Annotated in this window: 18 protein-coding genes and 3 tRNA genes; 17 read left to right on the forward strand and 4 right to left on the reverse strand. The window is 71.1% G+C overall.

The features are described from left to right. Positions 1–15: 15 nt before the first annotated feature. Together pntB and IPK37_13145 are read right to left on the reverse strand one after the other, a co-directional pair. Positions 16–1,533, reverse strand: coding sequence for a Re/Si-specific NAD(P)(+) transhydrogenase subunit beta (pntB, locus tag IPK37_13140; GenBank protein QQR99905.1), 1,518 nt, complete (start codon positions 1,531–1,533; stop codon positions 16–18). Between the two features lie 7 nt (positions 1,534–1,540). After that, complete coding sequence (locus tag IPK37_13145) at positions 1,541–3,094, reverse strand: Re/Si-specific NAD(P)(+) transhydrogenase subunit alpha (GenBank protein ID QQR99906.1); 1,554 nt, start codon at positions 3,092–3,094, stop codon at positions 1,541–1,543. Positions 3,095–3,347: 253 nt separating this feature from the next. Here IPK37_13145 and IPK37_13150 point away from each other — a divergent pair, with 253 nt between their 5' ends. From IPK37_13150 to IPK37_13190, 9 genes are all read left to right on the forward strand, one after another. After that, the gene (locus IPK37_13150) at positions 3,348–3,974 is read left to right on the forward strand and encodes a biotin transporter BioY (protein QQR99907.1); all 627 of its coding nucleotides are present in this window, start codon (positions 3,348–3,350) and stop codon (positions 3,972–3,974) included. Then, a complete protein-coding gene (locus IPK37_13155; protein QQR99908.1) occupies positions 3,971–4,648 on the forward strand; it encodes an ABC transporter ATP-binding protein in 678 nt (225 codons plus the stop codon). The genes IPK37_13150 and IPK37_13155 overlap by 4 nt, the downstream gene beginning before the upstream one ends. Beyond that, a complete protein-coding gene (locus IPK37_13160; protein ID QQS02864.1) occupies positions 4,645–5,241 on the forward strand; it encodes an energy-coupling factor transporter transmembrane protein EcfT in 597 nt (198 codons plus the stop codon). The genes IPK37_13155 and IPK37_13160 overlap by 4 nt, the downstream gene beginning before the upstream one ends. Positions 5,242–5,425: 184 nt before the next feature. Continuing rightward, a tRNA-Thr gene (locus tag IPK37_13165) sits at positions 5,426–5,498 on the forward strand. 56 nt (positions 5,499–5,554) lie between these two features. Continuing rightward, a tRNA-Met gene (locus IPK37_13170) sits at positions 5,555–5,628 on the forward strand. Positions 5,629–5,732: 104 nt separating this feature from the next. Next, complete coding sequence (rpmG, locus tag IPK37_13175) at positions 5,733–5,903, forward strand: 50S ribosomal protein L33 (GenBank protein QQR99909.1); 171 nt, start codon at positions 5,733–5,735, stop codon at positions 5,901–5,903. 168 nt (positions 5,904–6,071) lie between these two features. Next, positions 6,072–6,548: a MaoC family dehydratase N-terminal domain-containing protein gene (locus IPK37_13180; protein ID QQR99910.1), complete on the forward strand. Its 477-nt coding sequence runs from the start codon at positions 6,072–6,074 to the stop codon at positions 6,546–6,548. Then, positions 6,545–7,015 (forward strand): MaoC family dehydratase N-terminal domain-containing protein, encoded by a 471-nt coding sequence (locus tag IPK37_13185; GenBank protein QQR99911.1) that lies wholly within the window; start codon positions 6,545–6,547, stop codon positions 7,013–7,015. Before IPK37_13180 ends, IPK37_13185 begins: the two co-directional genes overlap by 4 nt. Next, positions 7,008–8,087, forward strand: a complete 1,080-nt coding sequence (locus IPK37_13190) for a UDP-N-acetylmuramate dehydrogenase (protein QQR99912.1) — start codon at positions 7,008–7,010, stop codon at positions 8,085–8,087. Before IPK37_13185 ends, IPK37_13190 begins: the two co-directional genes overlap by 8 nt. Here IPK37_13190 and IPK37_13195 read toward each other — a convergent pair. Then, a complete protein-coding gene (locus IPK37_13195) occupies positions 8,077–9,201 on the reverse strand; it encodes an adenosine deaminase (GenBank protein ID QQR99913.1) in 1,125 nt (374 codons plus the stop codon). The two genes, IPK37_13190 and IPK37_13195, sit on opposite strands and share 11 nt — an antisense overlap. A 106-nt stretch (positions 9,202–9,307) precedes the next feature. Here IPK37_13195 and IPK37_13200 point away from each other — a divergent pair, with 106 nt between their 5' ends. The 6 genes from IPK37_13200 (at position 9,308) to rplA (ending at position 13,168) form a co-directional block, all read left to right on the forward strand. Continuing rightward, on the forward strand, positions 9,308–10,033 hold the full coding sequence (locus tag IPK37_13200; GenBank protein ID QQR99914.1) for a class I SAM-dependent methyltransferase: 726 nt from the start codon (positions 9,308–9,310) through the stop codon (positions 10,031–10,033). Between the two features lie 141 nt (positions 10,034–10,174). Next, positions 10,175–10,247, forward strand: a tRNA-Trp gene (locus IPK37_13205). A 130-nt stretch (positions 10,248–10,377) separates the two neighbouring features. Then, positions 10,378–10,668 carry a preprotein translocase subunit SecE gene (gene secE, locus IPK37_13210; protein QQR99915.1) on the forward strand — a complete coding sequence of 97 codons (291 nt, stop codon included), beginning with the start codon at positions 10,378–10,380 and terminating at the stop codon, positions 10,666–10,668. A 225-nt stretch (positions 10,669–10,893) separates the two neighbouring features. Next, the gene (gene nusG, locus IPK37_13215; protein ID QQS02865.1) at positions 10,894–11,751 is read left to right on the forward strand and encodes a transcription termination/antitermination protein NusG; all 858 of its coding nucleotides are present in this window, start codon (positions 10,894–10,896) and stop codon (positions 11,749–11,751) included. Between the two features lie 158 nt (positions 11,752–11,909). Then, positions 11,910–12,341 carry a 50S ribosomal protein L11 gene (rplK, locus tag IPK37_13220; GenBank protein QQR99916.1) on the forward strand — a complete coding sequence of 144 codons (432 nt, stop codon included), beginning with the start codon at positions 11,910–11,912 and terminating at the stop codon, positions 12,339–12,341. Between the two features lie 110 nt (positions 12,342–12,451). After that, positions 12,452–13,168 carry a 50S ribosomal protein L1 gene (gene rplA, locus IPK37_13225; protein ID QQR99917.1) on the forward strand — a complete coding sequence of 239 codons (717 nt, stop codon included), beginning with the start codon at positions 12,452–12,454 and terminating at the stop codon, positions 13,166–13,168. A gap of 78 nt (positions 13,169–13,246) precedes the next feature. Here rplA and IPK37_13230 read toward each other — a convergent pair whose 3' ends face one another. After that, the gene (locus IPK37_13230) at positions 13,247–13,801 is read right to left on the reverse strand and encodes a GNAT family N-acetyltransferase (GenBank protein QQR99918.1); all 555 of its coding nucleotides are present in this window, start codon (positions 13,799–13,801) and stop codon (positions 13,247–13,249) included. 343 nt (positions 13,802–14,144) lie between these two features. Here IPK37_13230 and rplJ point away from each other — a divergent pair, with 343 nt between their 5' ends. Together rplJ and rplL are read left to right on the forward strand one after the other, a co-directional pair. After that, positions 14,145–14,828 (forward strand): 50S ribosomal protein L10, encoded by a 684-nt coding sequence (rplJ, locus tag IPK37_13235; GenBank protein ID QQR99919.1) that lies wholly within the window; start codon positions 14,145–14,147, stop codon positions 14,826–14,828. A gap of 60 nt (positions 14,829–14,888) precedes the next feature. Next, positions 14,889–15,281: a 50S ribosomal protein L7/L12 gene (gene rplL, locus IPK37_13240; protein ID QQR99920.1), complete on the forward strand. Its 393-nt coding sequence runs from the start codon at positions 14,889–14,891 to the stop codon at positions 15,279–15,281. Positions 15,282–15,441: the final 160 nt, after the last annotated feature.

The raw sequence follows: 15,441 nt of genomic DNA on the forward strand, positions 1-15,441 counted from the left end.
GGGAGGGGAAGAAGCTCAGGCCGAGACTCGAGACTTGATCGCTCGGTGGATGTCGTCGACGCGCTCCTTGGCGTCGCCGAAGAGCATCTGCGTGTTCTCGTTGAAGAACAGCGGGTTCTGCACGCCGGCATAGCCGGTCGCCATCGACCGCTTGAACACGATCACGTTCGCGGCCTCCCACACGTGCAGCACGGGCATGCCCGCGATGGGGGAGGACGGGTCGTCGAGCGCGGCCGGGTTGACCGTGTCGTTGGCGCCGATGACCAGCACGACGTCCGTCTCGTCGAAGTCGTCGTTGATCTCGTCCATCTCCAGCACGATGTCGTAGGGCACCTTGGCCTCGGCCAGCAGGACGTTCATGTGGCCCGGCAGCCGACCTGCGACCGGGTGGATGCCGAACCGGACGTTGCAGCCGCGCTTGCGCAGCTCCTCGGTGATCTCGGCGACCGGGTACTGCGCCTGCGCCACGGCCATGCCGTAACCGGGGGTGATGATGACCGACTTGGCGTCGAGCAGCATCTCGGCGGCGCCCTCCGCGTCGATCTCGCGGTGCTCGCCGTAGTCCTTGGCCTCGCCCACGACCGCGCCGTCCGAGCCGAAGCCGCCGGCGATGACGTTGAAGAACGAACGGCCCATGCCCTTGCACATGATGTAGCTCAGGAAGGCACCGGAGGAGCCGACGAGCGCGCCGGTGATGATGAGCAGGTCGTTGTTGAGCATGAACCCGGCGGCCGCCGCGGCCCATCCGGAGTAGCTGTTGAGCATCGACACCACGACCGGCATGTCGCCGCCGCCGATGGAGGCGACGAGGTGGAACCCAAGCGCCAGCGCGATGACCGTCATGAGGATGAGCAGGAGCAGGTTCGGGCTCTTGATGAAGACCGCCGTGAGGATGAAGAACAACACGATCGCGCCGAGGTTGAGCATGTTGTGCGCCGGCAGCATGAGCGGGGCGGACTTCATCTTCGCGGACAGCTTCAGGTAGGCGACGATCGAGCCCGTGAAGGTGACGGCGCCGATGAAGACGCCGATGAAGACCTCGCCGCTGTGGATCGGGCCCAGCGAGCCGGCCAGGTCGGCCGGGAAGGGGTGGTTGTTGCGCTCGGCCTCGGCGATCCGCTCATGGGCGTCGAAGTAGGAGACGTAGCCGACGAGCACGGCGGCCAGACCGACGAAGCTGTGCAGCAGTGCGATCAGCTCGGGCATGCCGGTCATCTCGACCTTCTGGGCCTTCCAGATGCCGATGACGGCGCCGATGGCCATAGCGACGGCGATGAACAGGATGCCGTTCATGCCGGAGCCGGACCGGTCCTGCAGGTCGGCCGTGTTGCGGGCGTAGTCAATCCCGCCGACGGCCGCCACGATCGTGATGAGGATGGCCAGCGCCATGCCGTAGATGCCGTAGGTGTTGCCGCCCTTGGCGGACTCGTGCTTGCTCAGCCCGGCGAGGGCCAGGATGAACAGCAGCGCCGCGATGATGTACGTGCCCTGCGCCAGCGTTGCCGGCAGGAAGGCATTGACGGTGTCGGTCATGTCTAGGTCAGCCCCTCTTGAACATTTCGAGCATCCGGCCGGTGACCTTGAAACCACCGAAGATGTTGATGCTGGCCAGCAGGATCGCGATGAACGCCAGAACGTTCATGACGAGGTTGTTCTCGGCCCGGCCGACCTGTAGGAGGGCGCCGACGACGATGATGCCCGAGATGGCGTTGGTGACCGACATCAGCGGCGTGTGCAGCGCGTGGTGCACGTTGCCGATGACGTAGTAGCCGATGACGCACGCGAGCATGAAGACCATGAAGTGCCCGAGGAACGCCTCCGGCGAGAACGCGAACAGGACGAGCGCGAGCACGGCCACGATGGCGGCCGTGGTCAGCTTCCGGCTCTGGGACATGGGCGCCTTGACGGGCTTCTCCGGCTTCGGCGCCACCTCGGCGGCCGGCTGCGCGGCGGGCGCGGCCGAGACCTTGACCAGGTCCGGCGGCGGCGGCCACATGAGCTTGCCGTCCTTGACGACGGACATGCCGCGGACGATGACGTCTTCCTCGTCGAGGACGAGCTGGCCGTCCTTCTCCGGGGTGGCCAGCTTGAGGAAGTTGACCATGTTCTGCCCGTACAGCTGGCTCGCCTGGGTGGGCAGCCGACCCGCGAGGTCCGTGTAGCCGATCAGCGTGACGCCGTTCGCGACGACCGCCTTCTCGCCGGCGACGGTGCCCTCGACGTTGCCGCCGGTCTGGGCCGCCATGTCGACGATGACGCTGCCGGGCTTCATCGTGTCCAGCATCTCGGCGGTGATCAGCCGCGGCGCGGGCCGGCCCGGGATCAGCGCGGTCGTCACGATGATGTCGACGTCCTTGCACTGCTCGGCGTACATCTTCGCCTGCAGCGCCTGGTAGTCCGCGCCCATCTCCTTGGCGTAGCCATCGGTGCTGACCTCGGCGTTCGGGTCCTCGACGGCGACGAATTCGGCGCCCATGGACTCGACCTGCTCGGCGACCTCGGGTCGTACGTCGTTCGCGCGGACGATCGCGCCCATCGCGTTGGCGGCGCCGATGGCGGCGAGTCCGGCGACCCCTGCGCCCGCCACGAAGACCTTGGCCGGCGGGACCTTGCCCGCGGCGGTGACCTGGCCGGTGAAGAACCGGCCGAACTCGTGCGCCGCCTCGACGACCGCCCGATAACCGGCGATGTTCGCCATCGACGACAGCACGTCCATCGACTGGGCGCGCGAGATGCGCGGCACGGCATCCATCGACAGCGCGGTGATATTGCGCGCGGCGAGCTTGTTCACCATGGCCTGGTCGAGCCGCGGGTTCAGCAGGCCGATCAGCGTCGCGCCATCACGCAGCATGGCCAGCTCGTTGTCGTTCGGCGGGTTGACCTTGAGGACGATGTCCGCGGCCCACACGTCGACGACCTCGCCGAGCCGAGCGCCGGCCTCGGTGAACGCCTCGTCGGAGAGAGCGGCGTGGGCGCCGGCGCCGCTCTCCACAACGACGTCATAACCGAGCTTGAGCAATTGGCCAACGGTTTGCGGGGTCGCCGCCACGCGGGTCTCACCCGCGTGCGTCTCCTTCGGAATGCCGATCAGCACGGGGTGGACTCCTTCGCAGTGCGGCGCTCCAGAGTTGGGCGCCGTCGGGGAACAGTTCATTGGCTGCGCGTCGGCGCCAGATGGGTCGAAGGTCCCACGATCCTGGCACGCCAGCGCTGTTCGGGGCCCCCGACGCCGTAGGGACCCGCACCCGAGGCTAGTCCTGAACGGCGTTCAAGTTAGGTGTTAGGCTCAGGCGCGTCTGGTCGGCTCGACTGCGGGCCGAGTCGCCCTCGCCCACCCAGGAGTTGTCATGGCCACCCGTGTCGATGCCGAGCCCGACGCCCGACGTACCGCCCGGGGCCCCTCCGCGCGCGGCCGCTTCACGGCGACCGACCTCGCCCTGGTGGCCGCCTTCGCGGCCCTCACCGCCGTCCTCGCGGTGGCCCCACCGGTCTACCTGCCCGGCAACCCGGCCCCCATCACCCTGCAGTCCCTCGGGGTGATGCTCAGCGGCGCGGTGCTCGGTTGGAAGCGGGGCGGGGCCGCGATCGCGCTGATGCTGCTCGTCGGCGCCCTCGGCGTGCCCGTGCTGTCGGGCGGCCGACCGGTGCTCGCGGCCTTCCAGGGCCCGACGGGCGGATTCCTCATCGGGTACGTCGTGGGGGCCGCCGCCGTGGGCGCCCTCGTGCAGAGCCGGCTGCCGCGCGCGGCGACGTGGTGGTTCGCGGTGTCGTGCCTGGTCGGCGGGATCGGCGTCGTCTATCTCTTCGGGATTCCCGGCATGGCGCTGCGCGGCAACCTCAGCCTCCCCGCCGCCGCCACCGCGTGCCTGTCGTTCATCCCCGGTGACCTGGTCAAGGCCGCCGTGGCGACGGTCGTGGCTGCCGCGGTGCACCGGGCGCTGCCGGGGTTGACGCCGCCGCTGCGGCGCCGGTGATCGAGTTCGAGGGGATCCGGCACAGCTACGGCGAGCGGGAGGTCCTGCGCGGGGTCGACCTGACGCTCGCCGAACCTCGGATCGGCATCGTCGGCGCGAACGGCTCCGGCAAGTCCACGCTCGCGCGGATGATCAACGGGCTGGTCGCGCCCACGTCGGGTCGGGTGGTCGTCGACGGCTTCGACGTCGCCCGCGACGGCGCCGCGGTGCGCCGCCGGGTCGGGTTCGTCTTCCCCGATCCCGACGCGCAGATCGTCATGCCGACGGTCGCCGAGGACGTGGGATTCTCGCTGCGCCGCCGAAAGCTGGCCAAGGACGAGCGAGACCGGCTGGTCGCGCAGGCCCTAACCCGGTTCGACCTGGCGGACCACGCCGATCACCCGGCGCACCTGCTCTCCAGCGGGCAGAAGCAGCTCCTCGCGCTCGCTGCGATCCTCGTGACCGAACCGACCGTGCTGGTCTGCGACGAGCCGACCACCCTGCTCGACCTGCGGCACTCCCGACAGGTGACGCACCTGCTGGAGACCCTCGCGCAGCAGGTGGTGCTGGTCACCCACCACCTGGAGCTGGTCGAGCACTGGGAACGCGTGATCGTCATCGACGAGGGCCGCGTGGTGGCCGACGGGCCGGGGGCCGAGTCGGTGGCGACGTACCGGGGGTTGATGGCGTGCTGACCGGCGCGTACGTCCCCGGCGACAGCCTCGTCCACCGCGCTCGGCCGGGCGTAAAGGTGCTGCTGCTGGCGGCGCTCACACTGGCCCTGTTCGTGCGGCCGGGTCCGGTCCCCGCGGCGGTGGGCGCGGTGGTGGTGCTCGGGGCGTACGTCGTGGCCCGCGTGCCCGCCGCGGTCGCCTGGGAGCAGGCGCGCCCGCTGCGGTGGTTCGTCGCCGTCCTCTTCGCGTTTCAGGTATGGGCCTCGGGCTGGCTCACGGCCGCGGTGACCTGCGCCAACCTCGTCATCGCGGTGCTGGCCGCCAGCCTGGTGACGCTGACCACCCCGGTGCAGGAGATGCTCGACGCGGCCGTGTCGGCCGCGGGGCGGCTGCGCCGGTTCGGGGTGGACCCGGAGCGGCTCGGGCTGGCCCTGGCCCTGACCATTCGGTCCATCCCGGTGGTGACGCGGATGGCCGAGCAGACCCGCGAGGCGCGCAGCGCCCGGGGGCTGGACCGCAGCATCCGGGCGTTCGCGACCCCCTTGGTGGTCCGCACCGTGCGCCACGCCCAGCGCGTCGGCGACGCCCTCGTCGCGCGGGGCGTGGACGACTGACGTGCGCGCTGCGTCGCCGCCCGTGCGTGGCAGGCCGCGCCCGTCCGCGGCCGCTCGGGGCCGCTCGGGGGCAGTTCCGGGAGCGGGTGCACCGGCCGACTCCGCTGGCCGGGGGCGGATTTCGCGAGGGGGCGCGGTGCCCTGTACAGTGGGCGGGCACGCCCGGAGCCCTGGCTCCGGGGGCGCCCCGATAGCTCAGTCGGCAGAGCGTCTCCATGGTAAGGAGAAGGTCTAGGGTTCGATTCCCTATCGGGGCTCCGGCTCGGCTCCGCCGCCCGCTCACCAGCGCGGTGGCGGCGCGCCGATCGCCCTTGGCGGGGTAGCTCAGGTGGTCAGAGCACACGACTCATAATCGTGGTGTCGCGGGTTCAAGTCCCGCCCTCGCTACCGATGCGGTGTCGGCGGGAATCCTCCGACCGCGTATCCTGTTGTGTCGACGCGCGCCGCGTTCGGCGCCGACAGCTCACCCGATCCGAAAGTCAGGTAGTCCCGTGGCCAGCAAGACCACCGACGTCCGTCCGAAGATCACGCTCGCGTGCGTGGACTGCAAGGACCGCAACTACATCACCAAGAAGAACCGGCGCAACGACCCGGATCGTCTGGAGATGAAGAAGTTCTGCCGCAAGTGCGGCAAGCACACGGCGCACCGCGAGACTCGCTGAGTCGCACCTTCTTCCGACGCTTCCGCGGCGGCCGCCTCATCGCGAGGCGGCCGCCGCGGCGTCGTTAGCGGCCCGCCAGGGCGGCTGTCCCTGCCGTAGGGCCCGTCGGGCTTGTCGGTGCGGAAGGGTCCGTCGCTGCTGTCGGGCGCGTGTCCTAGGGTGAGCGCCATGCCGGTCGATCTCAGTTTCGAGGGGCGCAGCTACCCGCCGTCCGAGCCGTACGTCGTGGGCCGCGAGGCGGTGCGCGCCTTCGCCACGGCCGTCGGCGCCAGCAGTCCGCTCCATCACGACCCCATGGCCGCACGGGCCGCGGGATACGCCGACGTGGTGGCCCCCCCGACGTTCGCGGTCGTCATCGCCCAGCGCTGTGAGGCGCAATACGTGGCGGACCCCGCGGCGGGGATCGACTTCGCCCAGGTCGTGCACGCCGAGGAGCGGTTCGCCTCCGAGCGTCCCATCGTTGCCGGCGAAGAGATCGTCGCGACGCTCACGGTGCAGCGCGTCCGGGAAGTGGCCGGCAACGTCATGGTCACCACTCAGGTGGAGATGCGCGAGGGCGCGCCGGCGGTCGGTCCGGATCCGGACACAGCCCCGCTCGTGGGGCATGTCACCTCGATGCTGGTCGTCCGAGGGGAGGGCAAGTGAGCACTCGGCGCCCCGTCGACGCGGTCGGCGTGGGGCGCGAGTTCGGATTCAGTTCGCTCGTCGTGGATCGGGAACGGCTCATCGCGTACGCCGCCGCCAGCGGCGACCACAACCGCATTCACTGGGACGAGGCGTTCGCCCGCTCCGTCGGGCTGCCCGACGTCATCGCCCACGGCATGTGGACGATGGGGGCCGCGATCGACCTGGTCTGCCGCTGGGCCGGCGACCCGACAGCGGTCGTCGACTACCGCACCAAGTTCACGGCGCCCGTGGTGGTGCCTTACGACACCGACGTGCGGGTCGAGGTCCGCGGCCTCGTGAAGAGCCTGGCCGAGGACGACCCGGCCGGCCCGCGCGCTGTCGTCGAGCTGATCGTGACCTGCGGCGGGGAGCAGGCCCTCACCCGCGCCCAGGCGACGGTGCTCCTCGCCCGGGCTGGCGAGGAGGTGGCGGACTTCGATGCGTGAGGAGTTCGACGCGCCCCTGGCCGAACTGACCACCATGCGCGTCGGCGGCCCGGCCCGGCGCCTGGTCACCGTGACCACGACGGACGAACTGGTCGACGCCGTCCGCGAGGTCGACGACGCCGAGGAACCCCTGCTGGTCCTGTCCGGGGGATCCAACCTGCTCATCGCGGACGAGGGCTTCGCGGGGACCGTCGTGCGGGTGGCCACGACGGGGATCCAGACGGAGTCTGCCGACCTCTGCGGCGGCGCCGTCGTGCGAGTCGCGGCAGGCGAGGACTGGGACGGCTTCGTGGCCCGCACCGTGGCCGAGGGCTGGGCCGGGGTCGAGTGCCTCTCCGGCATCCCTGGGCTCACCGGGTCGACGCCCATCCAGAACGTCGGCGCCTACGGCCAGGAGGTCGCCCAGACCATCTGGGACGTGCGGGTCTGGGATCGGCGCGAGCAGCGGGTCCGCACCTTCGCGAACGCCGACTGCGCCTTCGCCTACCGGCACAGCCTGTTCAAGGACGCGGCCGCGGCGGGCCGGTACGTCGTCCTCGACGTCGCCTTCCAGCTCGACGTCGGGACCCTGAGCAGGCCGATCGCGTACGCCGACCTGGCTCGCGGCCTCGGCGTCGAGCAGGGCGCGCGCGTTCCGCTGGCCGACGCGCGCGAGGGGGTGCTGGAGCAGCGCCGCCGCCGGGGCATGGTCCTCGACGCCGCCGACCACGACACGTGGAGCTGTGGGTCGTTCTTCACCAACCCCGTCCTGAGCGCGTCGGACTTCGAGGCGCTGACCGGCCGGGTGCGCGAGCGGCTCGGTCCGGACGCCGTACCCCCGGCGTTCCCCGCCGCCGATGGGACCGTCAAGTCGAGCGCGGCGTGGCTCATCGATCACGCGGGCTTCGGCAAGGGCCACGGCCTGCCCGGCCCGGCGGCCCTGTCGACGAAGCACGTGCTTGCCCTGACCAACCGGGGCGGCGCCCGCGCCGCCGATCTCTTGGCCCTGGCGGGCGAGATCCGCGCCGGGGTCCAGGAGGCCTTCGGCGTGACGCTGGTCAACGAGCCGGTCCTGGTGGGCCTCAGCCTCTGAGCACCGACCCCGAGGCTGGCGGGGGGAGTGGTGGCAGGGGTGGGGGCTCGGTGGCGGGCGAAGTGGGGGCAGCGGCGAACCACGCATGGACCCCGGCCAGCAGGCGACGCCGTACGTCGGCCGGGGCCAGCGACGCCTCGATCGACGCGCGCGCCAGTCCGGCCAGCGCGGCGTCGTCGAGGCCGTGCACCTCGCGCGCGGCGACGTACTGAGCCACCAGCCGCGAGCCGAACAGCAGCGGGTCGTCGGCGCCCAGCGCCACGCGGGTCCCGGCGGCGAGGAGCCGCGGCAGCGGCACGTCGGCGGGCCGGTGGTAGACCCCGAGGGCCACGTTGCTGCCGGGACACACCTCGAACGCCACCCCGCGATCCACCACCCGGGCCAGCACCTCGGCATCCTCGACGGCCCGCACCCCGTGCCCCAGCCGCCGCGGGGCCAACGCCTCGAGCGTCTCCTGCACCGCGGCCGGTCCGAGCAGCTCGCCCGCGTGCGGCACCGCGGCCAGCCCGGCATTCCGCGCGATCCGGAAAGCGGGCCCGAATTCGTGGGTGTCCCCACGGCGTTCGTCGTTCGACAGGCCGAACCCGAGCACCTGGCCGGGCCCGTCGCCGGCGTGCCGGGCGGCCAGCCGGGCCAGCGTGCGCGCCTCGAGCGGATGCCGGATCCGGCTGGCGGCCACGATGACGCCCACTCCGGTCCCCGTCGCCGCGCTGGCCGCCCGGGCCTCGTCGAGGACGATCTCCAGGGCGGGCGTCAGGCCGCCCACGTACGGCGCGTAGCTGGTCGGGTCGATCTGCAGCTCCAGCCAGCCCGACCCCTCGGCGGCGTCGTCCGCGGCGGCCTCGCGCACCAGGCGGCGCATGTCGGCCTCGGAGCGAACGCAGTGCCGGGCGGCGTCGTACAGCCGTTGGAACCGGAACCAGCCCCGCGCCTCGGCGGCCTCGGTGAGCGGCGGCGGCCAGGTCTCGGTGAGGGATCGGGGGAGCCGTACGCCGTGTGTGCCGGCCAGGTCCTGCAGCGTGGCGAACCGCATCGACCCGGTGAAGTGCAGGTGCAGGTGGGCCTTCGGCAGCGTGGCCAGGTCCCGCACGGCCCCGCCGGCTTCCTCCCGCATCTCCCTACGGTAAGCGGCCCCGCGGGCGCCATCGGTCAGGGCTGTCCCGTCGGCGAGGTCGGCGAGGTCCGCACGGGCCTGGGGCCGCGGCAACTAAACTCGCCCCGTGCCCATCGACACCCCGCAGGTCCCTCGCTTCCAGCGGCTGCGCCGCCTGTCCTATGTCGCGCTCACCCTTCGCGAGATGCGCGGCCAGTTCCCCCGCGAGTGCAACATCTGCGGGTTCGCGGGGCGGTTCCTGCCGGGTGGGCGGCCGCCCCGGTACGACGCGAAGTGTCCGCGCTGCCTGTCCGTGGAGCGGCACCGCCTGGTGGTGCTGGCGCTGGAGGAGGCCGACCCCGGTCCGTTCGGCAGCGTCCTGCACTTCGCGCCGGAGCCGGCCATGGAGGCCTTCCTGCGCAGCCGGGCCGATTCCTACCGGTCCGCGGACATCACCCCCGGCCGGGCGGATCTGCTGCTCGACATCGAGAACATCGACCTTCCCGAGGACTCGCTGGACGTGGTGGTCGCCTCCCACGTGTTGGAGCACGTGGACGACGCGGCGGCGCTGGCCAGCATTCACCGGGTGCTCAAGCCGGGCGCGCTGCTGGTGGCTCTCGTGCCGATCGTGGAGGCGTGGGCCCAGACCTACGAGAACCCCGCGATCGTCGATCCGGCGGAGCGCCTGCTGCACTTCGGCCAGGAGGACCACATCCGCTACTACGGCCGGGACTTCGTCGATCGGTTGCGGGCCGGCGGGTTCGAGGTCACGGAGCGGGCCGGGACGCCGGGGGAATGCGTGCGCTTCGGGCTGATGCGCGGGGAGAAGGTTTTCATCGCCCGCGCGGTCTGAATTGCCGCCGGGGTCAGGGCGCCCTGGGGTCCGGCCCCGGCGAGGCGGGTTGGATTTGGGTGCGGACCGTCACGTATGCTCTACCCCTGGACGCAAGCCCCGTCCTGGTCGGCGTGCCCGACCGGCGACGCGGTGGTCCGTAGGGCAGTGGCTCAATTGGCAGAGCACCGGTCTCCAAAACCGGCGGTTGGGGGTTCGAGTCCCTCCTGCCCTGCGATGCGGAAGCGGACGACGACGCCAGCGCCGCGACCGTGACCCAGCGAGAAGAGCATGACGAGCAGCACGCCACCGGCGCCACAGCACGCACGCGCTGTGGCGCCGATGAGCGTAGGAGATGAGGAACGGTGGCCGACGACAGCCTCACGGGCGATTCCCGTCCCAAGGCCCCGAAACGACCGGTCACCCGGCCGGATCGGGCCACGCCGGCCCAGCGCGGGTTCTTCGGCTCGATCGGGCTCTTCCTGCGTCAGATCATCGACGAGCTGCGCAAGGTGGTGCGGCCCACCCGTCAGGAGTGGCTGACCTACACCGCGGTGGTCATCGCGTTCGTCGTGACGATCATGCTGTTCGTCTTCGGCCTGGACCAGTTGTTCACCAGGCTCGTGTTCTGGGTCTTCGCGGGCGGCGCTTCCTAAGCCGCACCCGACCATGCGGCGGCCGACGGCCGCCCCACCGTATGTAGAGGAAAGGTCATCGACGTGTCTGATCAGCGGACGCCCGGCTTCTCGGACGACCACGCCGACCCGTTCGGTCTCGACGCAGACGTCGACGAGCCCACCCCCGACGCGCTCGCGGCGGAGGCCGACGAGATCGCCCCGGCCGACGCCGGCGCGGAGACCGACGCGGACGCCCTCGACGAGCTGCCCGAGGACGGCGCTGACGACGACGCGGAGGACGCGGCGGATGCCGAGGCACCGGCGCTCGTCGCCGACGAGGGCGAGGACGCGCTCGACGAGGACGAGCTCCGGGTCGAGGGCGGCGACGCGGACGACAGCGCGGCGGGCGACGACCCCGAGGGTGGCGCGGCCGACGAGGCCGAGGCGCTGGCTGCCGAGGAGGCCCAGGACGAGGACGCCGCCGACGAATTCGCCGAAGAGGCCATCGACGCACCGATCGACGAGGCCGCCGAGCTGCGCGCGATGCTGCGTGGTCAGATCGGTGACTGGTACGTCGTGCACAGCTACGCCGGCTACGAGAACCGCGTGAAGGCCAACCTCGAACAGCGCGCCCAGTCCCTCAACATGGAGGACTACATCTTCCAGGTCGAGGTGCCGATGGAGCAGGTCACCGAGATCAAGAACGGCCAGAAGAAGCTCGTGCGCCGGGTGCGGATGCCCGGCTACGTCCTGGTCCGGATGGACCTGACCGACGAGAGCTGGGGAACGGTGCGGCACACCCCCGGCGTCACCGGATTCGTGGGCAATGCCTATTCGCCGGTTCCGCTGAGCCTCGACGAGGTCTACTCAATGCTCGCCCCCACGGTGCAGGCCGAGCCGGCAGCCGGCGCGGCCAAGCCCGCCGCCCAGGCCACTTCCAGCACGGCCGCGGTCGACTTCGAGATCGGCGAGTCGGTCACGGTCATGGAGGGCCCCTTCGAGACCATGCCCGCCACGATCTCCGAGATCATCCCGGAGACCCAGAAGCTCAAGGTGCTGGTCTCGATCTTCGGCCGCGAGACCCCGGTGGAGCTCTCCTTCAACCAGGTCGCCAAACTGTAAGAACGCCCGGGGCGCGAGCCCCAGGCAACCCCAAGCTCGGCACGGCGTACCGCCGGACCGATTCCATATCCCGAAGGGCAGGCCGGACGGTCGCGCTCGTCGGTGCAACCGGGTCATCGCCCATGGCGTCGGCCCACGATCAAGTAAGGAGGAGGCCCATGCCTCCGAAGAAGAAGGTCTCCGGCTACATCAAGCTGCAGATCCAGGCCGGCGCCGCGACGCCGGCTCCGCCCGTCGGCCCCGCGCTCGGTCAGCACGGCGTCAACATCATGGAGTTCGTCAAGGCCTACAACGCCGCGACGGAATCCCAGCGCGGCAACGTGGTCCCCGTCGAGATCACCGTCTACGAGGACCGCTCGTTCACGTTCGTCCTCAAGACGCCGCCCGCCGCGGAGATGATCAAGAAGGCCGCCGGGATCGCGAAGGGCTCCGGCGAGCCCCACAAGACCAAGGTCGCGACACTGACCCAGGACCAGGTCCGGGAGATCGCCTCCCAGAAGATGGTCGACCTCAACGCCAACGACGTCGAGCAGGCGATGAAGATCATCGCCGGCACGGCCCGCTCGATGGGCGTCACCGTCCAGGGCTGATTCCGGGTTGCCCCAAAGGCGACCCAGGGCGCCGCCGTCCGACGGCGCCCCAGTGGCAGGGCCACGCGCTGGCCCGGACCACGACCTCCACCACCAGCAAGGAGACAGCAATGAAGCGCAGCAAGTCCTACCGCGCGTCCGCGGAGAAGATCTCCCCGGACACCCTCTACAGCCCGCTTGCCGCCGTGCGGCTGGCCAAGGAGACCAGCACCACGAAGTACGACGCCACCGTCGAGATGGCCCTGCGCCTCGGCGTGGACCCCCGCAAGGCGGACCAGATGGTGCGCGGCACCGTCAACCTGCCGAACGGCACCGGCAAAACCGCCCGCGTGCTGGTCTTCGCCAACGGCGCCAACGCCGAGGCCGCCAAGGCCGCCGGTGCGGACTTCGTCGGCTCGGACGACATGATCGAGAAGATCCAGGGCGGTTGGTTGGACTTCGACGCGGTCGTCGCCACGCCGGACCTCATGGGCAAGGTCGGTCGCCTCGGCAAGGTGCTGGGCCCCCGGGGCCTGATGCCGAACCCGAAGACCGGCACGGTGACGATGGACGTGGCCAAGGCGGTCACCGACATCAAGGGCGGCAAGATCGAGTTCCGCGTCGACAAGCACTCCAACCTGCACTTCATCATCGGCAAGACGTCGTTCACCGAGCAGGCGCTGGTGGAGAACTACTCCGCGGCGATGGACGAGATCCAGCGGCTCAAGCCGTCCGCCAGCAAGGGCCGCTACCTGCTCAAGGCCACCATGTCGACGACCATGGGCCCCGGCATCCCGGTGGATCACACCAAGACGCGCAACCTCATGGCCGAGGACGCGACCGTCTGACGGTCCGCCCCGCGTCAATCGCTCGACTGCCGCATCACGCTGCGCCGTACCGGTTCTCCGGTACGGCGCAGCGTGCGTCTAGCCCGCCGTCGGCGCCGGGGGAGCCCACCCACCGGGAGGGGGCCACGCCATCCGCACCTCCGGGATCGACCGGCCGTCCGGCGCATCCCAGCTGCCCGCCCCGGCCGGGACCGCACCGTGGCGCCGGTAGAAGCCGGTCGCCGCGTCGTTGCCCGCGAGGACCCACAGGTGGACGCCGATGCCCGGGGCCTCCTCGGCGCAGCGAGCCGCGCCCGCCGCCAGCAGCCGGCCGCCAATGCCCCGCCCGCGCTGATCCTGCGCCACGTGCAGGTTGTCCAGCAGGCTGCCCCAATGCGCGTCGGCCGCGGCGTACCAACAGCCGAACCCCACGATTCCCGCCGCCCCGGGGTCGGCGACCAGCACGATCTGGCCCGGCGGCGGCGCGATGAGGCGCTGCGCCCACACGGCCCGCCGGTCGTCGTCGACGGGGCCGTCAAGGTAGGTGTCCGCGAGAATGCCGCGGTACGTCGAGCGCCAGCTGGCGGTGTGCAGGGCCGCGATGGCGGCCGCGTCGGCGGGCTCCGCCGGCCTGATCCGTACGTCGATCGTCATCGCGCCTCCCGTCTTTCTGCGCCTTCCCCGAGTCTGCGCGTCCGCAGCCCGCGCGGACGGCCTTCCGGCCGCATGATCGGTGGTGCGGGACCGGCGATTTGGCCGCATCGCTCGCCGGCGGATAACCTGTACGACGACCCATGACCGCCGGTTGTCGCCAGCGAGCCGCCAGGCCCGCCAGCGACCGAAGGTCCCCGCAGAAGCGGGGCGTCCGGCGCAGGCCACGACGTACGACTTGGCGGCGCCCGCATCCGGAAGCCGCGCCCGTGCTCCCGTGCCCTGCGCCGGGAGCCTTTTTCATGCGGGGCCACGGGTGCCGGCACACCAGGAGAAGGAGGCCTCTATGGCGACGCCGCAGAAGCAGGCAGCCATCGCCGAACTCACGGGCAAGTTCCGCGAGTCCGGTGCGGCCGTTCTCACCGAGTACCGCGGCCTGACCGTGGCGCAGCTCAAGGAGCTGCGGAACTCGCTGCGTGCGAACGGTTCGTACGCCGTGGTCAAGAACACGCTGACCGACATCGCCGCCAAGGAGGCCGGAGTCACGGCCTTCGAGGGCCAGATGACCGGTCCGTCCGCGATCGCCTTCATCACGGGCGACCCGGTGGAGGCGGCCAAGAGCCTGCGTGACTTCGCCAAGGCGCACCCCCTCCTCGTCATCAAGGGCGGCTACCTCGAAGGCAAGCCGCTCACCGCCGAGGAGATCACCAAGCTCGCGGACCTCGAGTCCCGCGAGGTTCTGCTGGCCAAGCTGGCCGGCGCCATGAAGGCGTCGCTCAGCAACGCCGTCTACCTGTTCGCGGCCCCGCTGTCGCAGTTCGCCGCCACGGTGGACGCGCTGCGCGCCAAGGTCGAGGAGCAGGGCGGCGCAGCGGCCGCTCCCGCCCCCGCGGCCGAAGCGTCCGACGCTGAGGCGACCGAGGCCGAGGCGCCAGCGGCGTCCGAGGCCGAGACCCCCGAGGCCGCGGACACCCCGGCCGCCGAGACGGCGGCCACCGAAGACGTCGCCGCGGGTGGCGACGCGTCCTGAGGTCACTCAGGACAACCCATCACGAGCCACTCACGGCACGAAGCAAGGAAGGAAAGCCTCATGGCCAAGCTCAGCACCGAAGAGCTCCTTGACGCGTTCAAGGAGATGACCCTGATCGAGCTCTCGGAGTTCGTGAAGCAGTTCGAGGAGACGTTCGACGTCAAGGCCGCCGCCCCGATGATGGGCGCGGTCATGGCCGCTCCGGGCGCCGGCGGCGACGCCGCCCCCGCCGAGGAGGAGCAGAGCGAGTTCGACGTCATGCTCATGGCGGCCGGCGACAAGAAGATCCAGGTCATCAAGGAGGTGCGCGCCCTCACGAGCCTCGGCCTGAAGGAGGCCAAGGACCTCGTCGACGGCGCCCCGAAGCCCGTCCTAGAGAAGGTCGACAAGGACTCCGCGGAGAAGGCCAAGGCTGCCCTGGAGGGCGCCGGCGCCACCGTCGAGCTCAAGTGACCTGACGGCATCTCGGCAGCACCGACAGCGGGCCGGTTCCAGTGGGAACCGGCCCGCTGTCGCGTCCCGGGGGAGCACAAGCAGCGCAGATCACCTTGACGACCGCCCAGAGCCAGGGCATTCTCGAGGTCTCAGGCTGGTCTTCCACGGGCCGCACCTG

Origin of the sequence: Austwickia sp., assembly GCA_016699675.1 — a bacterium.
Lineage (GTDB): Bacteria > Actinomycetota > Actinomycetes > Actinomycetales > Dermatophilaceae > Austwickia.